We start from the raw sequence: 6,681 nt of genomic DNA on the forward strand, positions 1-6,681 counted from the left end.
GGGACAGTCGGAAGAAATGGGCGTGGGCGCGCGTCAGGCCGGCGCGGTGGTTTCGGCCTGCGCCGTATCGAGCGCGCAGGCATCGACGAACGGCGCGGGCTGCGCGATCCGGAAGCCGAAGTCGCGCGCGGTGCGTTTCGCGAGTTTCAGCAGCGCCCGGTCCTTCGAGACGAGCCATTCGGCCTGCGCGGCGCGTGCGAGTTCGAGAAACTTCTGGTCGTCGCGGTCCTTGCACTTCGGCAGCGGCGGCGCGTCCGCGTCGACGGGCGGCGGCTCGATGCCGCGGGCGAGGCGGGCGACGGTCGAGAGCGCTGCCGCCTTGTCGACCGCGCGCGCCTGGAATTGCGGGTAGTCGAGCACATGCTCGAGCTCGGTCAGGCAGCGGCCGTCGATCATCGCGACAAGCGCGCCGCGCTCCAGCGCGGCCCGGATCGGGCGGGTGGCGGGATCGTCGAAGACGAGAATGTCGATCCAGACGTTCGAATCGAGCACGACGCGGCATTCGGCGCGTGGGGCGGGGGAGCTGGGCATTCGTTACAATCGGTGGTTTTCGTCTGTCCGCACGGCACGGCGTGCCAGCGAGCCTCTATGATAATCGTTCTCTCTCCCGCGAAATCCCTCGACTACGACACCGCCGCCCATGTCCCGACCTACACCGAGCCGGCGTTCGTCGACGATGCGTCGGAGCTGATCGACGGCCTGCGCAAGCTGTCGCCGCAGGACATCGCGACGCTGATGGATATCTCCGATCCGCTCGCGCGCCTGAATTTCCAGCGTTACGCGGACTGGTCGCCGATCTTCTCGACGGCGAACGCGAAGCAGGCGGTGCTCGCGTTCAACGGCGACGTCTACGAGGGATTCGACGCGAAGTCGCTGTCGGCCGCGGATCTCGATTATGCGCAGCGGCATGTGCGGGTGCTGTCGGGGCTGTACGGGCTGCTGCGCCCGCTCGACCTGCTGCAGCCCTACCGGCTCGAAATGGGGACGCGTTTCGCGAACGCGCGCGGCAAGGATCTGTATGCGTTCTGGGGCGACCGGATCACCCGCGCATTGAACGAGCAGCTGGAGGCCCGCAGCGGCGCCGCGCGCGTGCTGGTCAATTGCGCGTCGACCGAATATTTCAAGTCGGTCAGGCCGAAGCTGCTGGCCGCGCCGGTCATCACGCCGGTGTTCGAGGACTGGAAGGGCGGCCGCTACAAGATCATCAGCTTCCATGCGAAACGCGCGCGCGGCCTGATGGCACGCTATGTTGTCGAGAACCGCATCGCCGAGCCGCAGGCGCTGAAGGATTTTGCAGTGGAAGGCTATGCGTTCGACGAAGCTGCGTCGAACGATTCGACTTACGTATATCGCCGGCGTGTCGGCGAGTAACCATCCGGGCGGTTCACGAGACTGCCGCGGAGCTTTGCATGGGGCCCGAGCAAGCGCTAAAGCGCCAACCGGGTCGACCGCGAAGCATGGGACCAGAGTAAGCGCCAAAGCGCAACTCTGGTCGACAAAGGAGAGAAGATGACCCTTTCGATCACCAGTAATTTCGACGCCGGCGCGATCGACGTCGTGTCGGCCGAGCAGCCGGACGCGATCCGTTTGCGCGTGCGCGGCGACAAGCACGCGGAGTTCGCGCAATGGTTCTACTACCGCGTGACGGGCGTGCGCGGCGAGCGGTGCGTGATGACGTTCGAGAACGCCGCCGAATGCGCGTATCCGTCCGGCTGGCGCAATTACAGCGCGGTTGCGAGCTATGACCGCGTCGACTGGTTCCGCGTGCCGACGACGTTCGACGGCAAGACGATGACGATCGACCATACACCCGAGTTCGACAGCATCTACTACGCGTATTTCGAGCCGTATTCGGAAGAGCGGCACGCGGCATTTCTCGGCGCGGTCCAGCAATTGCCGCAGGCGAGCATCACCGAACTCGGCCGGACCGTCGAGGGGCGGCCGATGTCGCTGCTGACGCTCGGCACGCCCGAGACCGACGGCGCGCCGAAGAAGAAGGTGTGGATCATCGCGCGTCAGCATCCGGGCGAGTCGATGGCCGAATGGTTCGTCGAAGGGCTCGTGAAGCGCCTGGCCGGATGGGGCGACTGGGCGGGCGATCCGGTCGCGCGCAAGCTCTATGACCACGTGACATTCCATATCGTGCCGAACATGAACCCGGACGGCAGCGTGCAAGGCAACCTGCGTACCAACGCCGCGGGCGCGAACCTGAACCGCGAATGGATGGAGCCGGACGCCGCGCGCAGCCCCGAAGTGCTGGTCGTGCGCGACGCGATTCACGCGATCGGCTGCGACATGTTCTTCGATATTCACGGCGACGAGGATCTGCCCTATGTGTTCGTCGCGGGTTCGGAGATGCTGCCGAGCTTCACCGAGGAACAGGGGAAAGCGCAGGCTGCGTTCATCGATGCATTCAAGGTGGCGAGCCCGGACTTCCAGGACGAGCACGGCTACGCGGCGAGCAAGTACAAGGAGGACGCGCTCAAGCTCGCGTCGAAATACATCGGGCACCAGTTCGGCTGCCTGTCGTTGACGCTCGAGATGCCGTTCAAGGACAACGCAAACCTGCCGGACGAGCGCGTCGGCTGGAACGGCGAGCGCAGCGCGGCGCTCGGCGCGGCGATGCTCGCTGCGATCCTGCGCCACGTCGAAACTTTCGCGTAAACGTGTATTCGGCAGAAAAAAGCCGGGGCATCGGAAGATGCCCCGGCTTTTTTACGTCTGTCGTTGTTGCCCGGTCGTATCAGGACTTCTTCGCCGTCGATTTCTTCTTCACGGCCTTCTTCTGGCCGGTGGATTTCTTTGTAGCGACGGCCTTTTTGGTGGTGCGGCCCGAGGATTTTGCCTTGGCCTTGCCCTTGGCCGACTTGCCCTTGATTTTCTTCGTCGTCGGCTCGGCTCGTTCGACGCGCGGTTTCAGTGCCGGAACCGGATCGTTCCAGCTGAATGCGAGCATCTGCTGGCCGACGTAGCCGCAGCGAAATTTCAGCGGAGCCGGGTTGCCGCCGTCCTTGGGGATGCCGAGCCCGTCGACGGTGACGATATTGTCGACCTTGACGCGCTGCTTTCCCTGATCGAACGAGTCATTCCATGGCGTGATCGTCGCGTTGCCGCTGTCGAATGCGTTCGGCGCGAAATCGACACGATCGAAAGCCGACGATGTGCTGGCGATGAAGCTGCCGTGTGCCGCGCAGTCCGCGACGAGCGGGTCGGCGTGCATATCGTTGACGAATTTGTTGATCAGTTCGGAGCGCTGGTCGAGTAGGTCGGCGAGTACCGGCGCCGGGAGCGCAAGCGACAGACCCGCGACGCAGGCTGCCAGCTTGCCGAACGCTCTGAGAATCCGGAGCGAGGCGGGTGAGCTGTCCATCTGGTTATTGGTGAGGAGCGAATGAGACATCGGGCACGTATAGAGGCCCGATGAAGAACAGGAGTTCAATCTTAGCGCAAAAAAATCGTGCGGCAGTAGTCGGGATACTCTCAGCGCGCTGATGAGCAATGATGCGACGCGTCGGGCGGCATCGCGGCGATCTGCGGCCGACGGACTACGCGCGCGGACCTCCGAGGCGATAGCGCCGGACGTCGAACGTCGTGACCCAGGCCGGACGGTAGACGGCAATGAGCGCTGTCGCGAGACCGGTGAACCAGGCTTCGCCGAGGGCGAGCAGCGCCGTGTTCAGCAGGTAGCCCGACGGAATCACGATAGCGGCGCCGTCAGCGAGCGCGAACTGCACGCCGGCTGCAGCCGCGGCCACCGCGACGATCGTGATGGCCGGCGACAGGAACCCCTGACCGGTGATGAACGAGGACAGGTTGTGCGGCAACCACGCGATCGCGGCGCGCTGCAGCAACGACGACACGAAAACCGGCAATGCGCCGTAGACCAGGTAGGTCAGGCCGACGCCCTGCCAGGGTGCATCGAAAATGATCGCGGCGACCGCGGTGACGGCGCCCATCGCGATCAGCGCGAGTGTCCAGTCGAATAACGTGACGAGCAGGGTGGCGCCGAGCAGGTGCATGACGAGCCCGTCTTCGAGCCACGCATTCGATGCCCAGAGAACCGTGATCGCGGTGACGAGCGCGAGCCAGACATGCTGGAGCGTCGCGTCCTGAAGCCGGACGAACGGGCGACTCCAGATCGCCAGCGCGAGCAATGCCGCGGCGGCGATCCAGCCACCGACGCCAACCCAGAGTGGAAGCGGTGTGTAGAAGAAACCCATGCGTCCATATTACTCGTTGAACATCAAAGGTGGGAATCCACACGAGCATCGACCGTCGCAATATCGAGACTGTCCGGCTAGCGATCGCGGCGGAAACGCGCCGGCGGCTCCGCTGCCTGCGGCGTGTTTTGCAGCCCGTCGTTCGCGGCCGGCGACGGATATTTTCGGTTGGCGCGCACCGTACGCAATGGCGTGGGCCCGCGCTCGCCGATTGCCGGCTTGCGTGTGTTGTCGCGGTTCGACAACAGCACCTCGAGATGCGGCGACAGCCAGCCGTTGTAGATCGCGACCGCTGCGGCGCGATTGGCTGCGCCGAGCTGCTGGAAGATGCTCGCGAGGTGGATTTTCACGGTGCCTTCGCTGATGCCGAGCGTGCGGGCGATCATCTTGTTGGTGCTGCCCATGTGGACGAACCGCATGATCTGCGCTTGCCGCGGTGACAGGAGCCGGGACGGCGGGCGGCGGGGGATCGATCCGGCGAGTTCCTCGAGGTGCGAGTCGTGTCGGGCCGCGAAGGACAAGGGCAGAAGATTGAGGGTAATCGGCGGGATGTAATGTCCACCCAGCAGCACCATTTCGAGCGCGCGTACGATCAGGTATGGCCGCGTGGAGCGCGGGATCACGCCGGTGACGCCGCAGTTGAAGAGCCGCCGGACGACTTCCGGCGTGGGTTCGTCGATCAGCACCGCGGCGGGCGCGGGGGCACAGGCGCTGCAGAGCGCCTGAAGCTCGCTGAGCCGGCCGACGTCCTGCCAGTCGATCGCGACCAGATCGAAGCGCTGGCTGCGCAATAGCCGACGCGCCTGGAAGCCGTCAGGCGCATCGTTGTATCCGGCGTGGCGGTCGATCTGTCGCAACAAGACCTTCAGTCCGTCACGCCGCTCCGCGTCTGAGTTGAGCACCAGGAACCGCATATTCAGCCTCCTTAAGGGTGTGTCATTAAGCTGCCGGCGTCATGCCTTGTGCCCGATAATGACAAAAACCTTACATGATGTCTGCTTGGCTGAACGGGTTAGGATTAGTCAGAAAGTTTGGCGGACAAGAAAAAAGCCGCTCCGGCAGCAACCTGGAGCGGCTTGCGACGGGTGGCCGTTCCGGCCTTGCGTCAGTGGAAGTGCGGTTGCGCGGGCGATGCGTCTTCCGGCATTTCGGCGTGGACGATTTCGCCGAGCGGATCCGCGTAAAGCGGCACGCCACAGTCATCGCAGTACTCGGGCTCGAAGCGGCCCGCGTGCCGGCGGATGTCGGTCACGCCGCATTCCTTCAGCAGGCTCACGATTTCCTCGAGCGGGCCTTCAATCGGCATGTCGCTTTCGAGCGTCGCATTGTCGATCGCGACATCCCCGTTTTCACGGCCATAGAGCGGCCACACGACGCCGTAGATCACGTCGTTGTTGCCGCGGCGCGTGAACCCGATTCGGTACTCGTCGATCCGGCGCTCGCCGAATCCGGCGACTACCGCACGCAGTTCCTGCGGCGCTGCACCAAGTGTGTCGAAAAGATAACGAATCGCGGTGCGCACGGTGTGCGGACGAATGCGTTCGTCCGCATCCCGGCACGCCGAATAGTACGCGTCCGGAAGCAGGCATTCGAACTCGCAGCCCGGCAACGCGAGGGCGAGATTCGGGCCGCCTTGAGCAGTCCATTGTTCGAGGCACTGGCCGCGCTCGATCCGGCTGCTGTGCTCTTCTTCCTGCCAGCGGAACAGCGAAGCACCCGCGGGGGCGGCCACGACCGCGAGCAGGAAGCGCGGGTCTGCCAGGATCGGCGACGTTTCCGGCAGGTCGCCGTAATTGATCTTGGCGGCGTGCTGGCCGAGCGCGGCATGCGCGAGCTGCTGCGCGAGCCGATAGGTTTCGACGTGATGCCGCGGCAACTGGTCGATGCTGTAGAGGAACGGAGCCAGCCCGACGAGCGTGCCGTTGGCGAGCACGTGCGCTTGCAGGTGCGTGCGCAGCGCATCGACGATATCGCCCTTCAGCGGACCCGACGGGATCATGTAGCGTGTCCAGGCCAGCACGGGCACGGCGACCAGCAGTGCGTCGTAGGGCTGGCCTTCGTGTTCGACCACCATCGACTCGCTGTGCGTCTCCGCCATGTCGGCGAGCGCGCCGTACGCGTCGGGGTGGTTCTGCTGTAGATGGTCGAGAGCCGCGTCGAGCGTGGTCTGGTTACCGTTGCGGACGATCTTGGCGAGCAGCGCATCGAGCTTCGCTTCCCAGAAGCGGTCCTCGATGCGGCTGCCGGAGGCGAAGAGCGCGAGCGACAGGCCGACCAGTTTGTCGGCATCGGGAGGGAGACGTTTGGCGATTCGCTGGCGCATGTTAAATACGTATAGAAAGGGGCGAGGAACCTCACATTCTAGTCCGTTCTGTGCGCTATAAGCGGTCTCGCGGTGCAGCCTGGTCCGGGGGCTGGTGCCGAACAATGTGAAAAACTGCATCAAACCCCTTGCGCTCGG

Annotated in this window: 7 protein-coding genes; 2 read left to right on the forward strand and 5 right to left on the reverse strand. The window is 64.5% G+C overall.

All coding sequences use genetic code 11. The features are described 5' to 3' along the window. Positions 1-33: 33 nt before the first annotated feature. A complete protein-coding gene (locus ACV22Z_RS17960; protein ID WP_448077614.1) occupies positions 34-531 on the reverse strand; it encodes a putative toxin-antitoxin system toxin component, PIN family in 498 nt (165 codons plus the stop codon). A 57-nt stretch (positions 532-588) separates the two neighbouring features. Between ACV22Z_RS17960 and yaaA the strand changes: the two genes are divergently transcribed. Beyond that, a complete protein-coding gene (gene yaaA, locus ACV22Z_RS17965) occupies positions 589-1,371 on the forward strand; it encodes a peroxide stress protein YaaA (RefSeq protein WP_448077615.1) in 783 nt (260 codons plus the stop codon). Positions 1,372-1,509: 138 nt separating this feature from the next. After that, the gene (locus ACV22Z_RS17970; RefSeq protein ID WP_448077616.1) at positions 1,510-2,664 is read left to right on the forward strand and encodes a M14 family metallopeptidase; all 1,155 of its coding nucleotides are present in this window, start codon (positions 1,510-1,512) and stop codon (positions 2,662-2,664) included. A 79-nt stretch (positions 2,665-2,743) separates the two neighbouring features. On the opposite strand, the gene ACV22Z_RS17975 is transcribed toward ACV22Z_RS17970, so the two are convergent. The 4 genes from ACV22Z_RS17975 to ACV22Z_RS17990 form a co-directional block, all read right to left on the reverse strand. Continuing rightward, a complete protein-coding gene (locus ACV22Z_RS17975) occupies positions 2,744-3,400 on the reverse strand; it encodes a BspC domain-containing protein (protein ID WP_448077617.1) in 657 nt (218 codons plus the stop codon). Positions 3,401-3,545: 145 nt separating this feature from the next. Next, positions 3,546-4,220 (reverse strand): energy-coupling factor ABC transporter permease, encoded by a 675-nt coding sequence (locus ACV22Z_RS17980; protein ID WP_448077618.1) that lies wholly within the window; start codon positions 4,218-4,220, stop codon positions 3,546-3,548. Between the two features lie 77 nt (positions 4,221-4,297). Next, positions 4,298-5,134, reverse strand: a complete 837-nt coding sequence (locus tag ACV22Z_RS17985; RefSeq protein ID WP_448077619.1) for a LuxR C-terminal-related transcriptional regulator — start codon at positions 5,132-5,134, stop codon at positions 4,298-4,300. 191 nt (positions 5,135-5,325) lie between these two features. Continuing rightward, the gene (locus ACV22Z_RS17990) at positions 5,326-6,543 is read right to left on the reverse strand and encodes a DUF2863 family protein (protein ID WP_448077620.1); all 1,218 of its coding nucleotides are present in this window, start codon (positions 6,541-6,543) and stop codon (positions 5,326-5,328) included. Positions 6,544-6,681: the final 138 nt, after the last annotated feature.

Source organism: Burkholderia sp. PU8-34 (assembly GCF_053427725.1).

What these genes read in the sequence shown, in the direction of transcription:
- ACV22Z_RS17975 (WP_448077617.1), bottom strand. Translation starts at nt 3,400, where the DNA reads ATGTCTCATTCGCTCCTCACCAATAACCAGATGGACAGCTCACCCGCC.
- ACV22Z_RS17970 (WP_448077616.1), top strand. Translation starts at nt 1,510, where the DNA reads ATGACCCTTTCGATCACCAGTAATTTCGACGCCGGCGCGATCGACGTC.
- yaaA (WP_448077615.1), top strand. Translation starts at nt 589, where the DNA reads ATGATAATCGTTCTCTCTCCCGCGAAATCCCTCGACTACGACACCGCC.
- ACV22Z_RS17980 (WP_448077618.1), bottom strand. Translation starts at nt 4,220, where the DNA reads ATGGGTTTCTTCTACACACCGCTTCCACTCTGGGTTGGCGTCGGTGGC.
- ACV22Z_RS17960 (WP_448077614.1), bottom strand. Translation starts at nt 531, where the DNA reads ATGCCCAGCTCCCCCGCCCCACGCGCCGAATGCCGCGTCGTGCTCGAT.
- ACV22Z_RS17990 (WP_448077620.1), bottom strand. Translation starts at nt 6,543, where the DNA reads ATGCGCCAGCGAATCGCCAAACGTCTCCCTCCCGATGCCGACAAACTG.
- ACV22Z_RS17985 (WP_448077619.1), bottom strand. Translation starts at nt 5,134, where the DNA reads ATGCGGTTCCTGGTGCTCAACTCAGACGCGGAGCGGCGTGACGGACTG.